The sequence below is a fragment of the Pseudomonas sp. SWRI51 genome, from assembly GCF_014268825.1.
GTDB classification, from domain to species: Bacteria; Pseudomonadota; Gammaproteobacteria; order Pseudomonadales; family Pseudomonadaceae; genus Aquipseudomonas; species Aquipseudomonas farsensis.
In genome coordinates, this window is the sequence record NZ_JABWRG010000168.1 from 1 (window position 1) to 2766 (window position 2766).

The following is a 2766-nucleotide window of genomic DNA, read 5'->3' on the forward strand; positions in this document are numbered from 1 at the left end:
GCGCAGCCCAACGCGGGACAAGCCCGCTCGCCACAACTCTCTATCATTTCCCACAGGATTGGGTCCAACCAGCAATGTTGCGGTTGAACATGGTCTCTGTGGGAGCTGGCGACAGCCTGCGATGAGGCATGAACAAGCCTGCGCAGCACTGGAGCTATTGCTCGCCGATGCTCCGGCTGATGGCATCGACCGTGGCGTCGATCTGCGCCTGGGTACGTTCGAGGGTCTGCGCGTGCTCGCGCTGCAGTTCGATCTGCTTCGAACACAGGTTCAACGCCGCCAGCACCAGCAGCTTGTCGCCGATCAGGGTCGGGTAGCTGCGCTTGGTCTCGGCCAGCGTGACATTAAGCATGCGCACCGCCTGCGCCAGGGTTTCTTCCTGGCCTTCGGGCGCCTTCAGCGAATAGTCATTGCCCAGAATGGACACGACATTGACTGGCTGTGCGTGCAGCTTCATGCGCCGACGGTACCAGCGCTAGCGCGCTCGACCAGGGCCTGAATACGGGCAGCAGTGGCACCGTGTTTCTCTTCCTGCTCCATCAGCGACAGCTGCAGGGTTTCATTCTCTTCCTTGGCCTGAGCCAGTTCCTGGCCGAGGCTGGTGTTCTGCTCGGTCAATTGTGCGTTTTTTTGCAGCAGGTCAGTGACCAGTTGCTCGAGTTGGTTCAGAGATGTTTCCAGCATGGCTTTGTCTCGGTTGTTGCAAGGGGCGCACACGATAAGGAAAAACCTGCGCCCCCGCCATTAAATATCGGATTCATAAGGTTTTAACCTGCGGCGATTGACCTGAGTTCGGTCTTCTTGTTCCGATTCGGCACAACCGCTGGTCCGTTTACCTGCCCACTGACCAAGATATTTCATCAAACCGTGCTCAAGACTGACCGGTCACGACCGATACGCAGGCAGGTTCATCTCGCGCGCAAGGATTGCGGCCTCCTCCCCCATCTGGAACTGCCTTCCATGTCATTACGCAACATGAATATCGCCCCGCGCGCGTTGTTGGGCTTCGCGGTCATCGGCCTGCTGATGATCGGCCTGGGTATTTTCTCGCTGGTCCAGATGGGCAACATCCGCCAGGCCGGCGTGACCATCGAACAGGTCAACATCCCCAGCATCAAGACCCTGAACGAACTGACCGCACTCAACCTGCGCCTGCGCACCCTGTCGTACCGCCTGCTGACCAACCGCGAGCCTGCCGTGCAGCAGGACACCATGCGCCTGCTCGATGAGCGCAACGCGCAGATCGACAAGGCCCGCCGCACCTACGAGCCGCTGATCGCCGCCCGCGACGAGCAGGCCGCCTTCGATGAATACAGCAAACTGCTCGGCCAGTACCGCCAACTCGAAGCGCGTATGCGCACCTTGAGCCAGGCTGACCGTGTCGATGAGCTGCGCGAGCTGCTCAACCGCGAGTTGATGGACAACTCCGAGCAGATCAACAAAGCCATGGACACGCTGTTGCAGTGCAACACCGACCAGTCCCGCGCCACCAACGCCGAAGCCGCCAGCCAGTATTCCAGCGCCTTCAGCCTGGTGATCGCGCTGTTGGTTGCTGCCACCGTGCTGACGTTCCTGTTCGCCTGGCTGCTGACCCGCAGCATCGTCAAACCCATCGATGAGGCGCTGCGTGCAGCCGAGCAGATCGCCGAAGGCGACCTGACCCACAACCTGCACCCAGAGGGCACCGACGAGGCCGCCCGCCTGTTGCAGGCCATGGCCAAGATGCAGGACAAGCTGCGCGACACCTTGCAGCTGATTTCCGGCTCTGCCAACCAGCTGGCCTCGGCCGCTGAAGAACTGAACAGCGTCACCGACGAAAGCGCCCGTGGCCTGCAGCAGCAGAACAACGAAATCCAGCAAGCGGCCACTGCCGTGACCGAAATGACCAGCGCGGTCGAAGAAGTGGCACGCAATGCGGTGAGCACCTCGGAGGCCTCCAGCGACGCCAGCCGTTCGGCCGGCGACGGCCGTGACCTGGTCATGGAAACCGTCAACGCCATCGAGCGCATGAGCGGCGACGTGCAGGCCACCGGCACGCTGATTACCCACTTGGCTGAGCAGTCGCATGACATCGGCAAGGTGCTCGATGTGATTCGCGGTTTGGCCGACCAGACCAACCTGCTGGCCCTCAACGCCGCCATCGAAGCCGCGCGCGCCGGTGAAGCTGGCCGTGGGTTTGCCGTGGTTGCCGATGAAGTACGGGCCTTGGCGCACCGCACCCAGCAGTCCACCAGCGAGATCGAGCGGATGATTGGCAGCATCCAGAGCGGTACAGGCCAGGCGGTGGACTCGATGCGCACCAGCACCGAGCGCGCCGAGTCGACGCTGAATATCGCCAAGGGCGCAGGCCTGGCGCTGGACACCATCGCCGCAGCGGTGGCGCAGATCAACGAGCGTAACCTGGTGATCGCCAGTGCTGCCGAGGAGCAGGCGCAGGTCGCCCGTGAAGTGGACCGCAACCTGGTGAACATCAACGACCTGTCGGTGCAGAGCGCCACCGGCGCGCATCAGACCAGCGCGGCGAGTGCCGAGCTGTCGCGTCTGGCGGTGGATTTGAACGGGCTGGTGGCGCGTTTTCGTACCTGATCGCTAAAAAGCGGGGCTGCTCTGCGGCCCTTTCGCAGGCTATCGCCAGCTCCTACAGGGATCCAGATCAGGCCTCGATAGTGTGGTTGGACGCGGTCCCTGGGGGAGATTCTATGGTTTCGGGCAAGTCGCTTTTGATTGTGTAGGAGCGGCCTTGTGTCGCGAAAGGGCTGCGAAGCA

The 2766-nt window shown here is 62.0% G+C and carries 3 protein-coding genes; 1 reads left to right on the forward strand and 2 read right to left on the reverse strand.

The window, feature by feature from the left end; genetic code table 11:
- Positions 1–154 precede the first annotated feature (154 nt).
- Positions 155–457, reverse strand: coding sequence for a cell division protein ZapA (locus HU720_RS23815; RefSeq protein ID WP_186523601.1), 303 nt, complete (start codon positions 455–457; stop codon positions 155–157).
- Complete coding sequence (locus HU720_RS23820; protein ID WP_186523602.1) at positions 454–684, reverse strand: hypothetical protein; 231 nt, start codon at positions 682–684, stop codon at positions 454–456. Before HU720_RS23820 ends, HU720_RS23815 begins: the two co-directional genes overlap by 4 nt.
- A 276-nt stretch (positions 685–960) precedes the next feature.
- Here HU720_RS23820 and HU720_RS23825 point away from each other — a divergent pair, with 276 nt between their 5' ends.
- Positions 961–2586, forward strand: a complete 1626-nt coding sequence (locus tag HU720_RS23825) for a methyl-accepting chemotaxis protein (RefSeq protein ID WP_186523603.1) — start codon at positions 961–963, stop codon at positions 2584–2586.
- Positions 2587–2766 lie beyond the last annotated feature (180 nt).

Excerpts from the sequence above, each read along its gene's own strand:
- HU720_RS23815 (WP_186523601.1), bottom strand. The coding sequence starts at position 457 with ATGAAGCTGCACGCACAGCCAGTCAATGTCGTGTCCATTCTGGGCAAT.
- HU720_RS23820 (WP_186523602.1), bottom strand. The coding sequence starts at position 684 with ATGCTGGAAACATCTCTGAACCAACTCGAGCAACTGGTCACTGACCTG.
- HU720_RS23825 (WP_186523603.1), top strand. The coding sequence starts at position 961 with ATGTCATTACGCAACATGAATATCGCCCCGCGCGCGTTGTTGGGCTTC.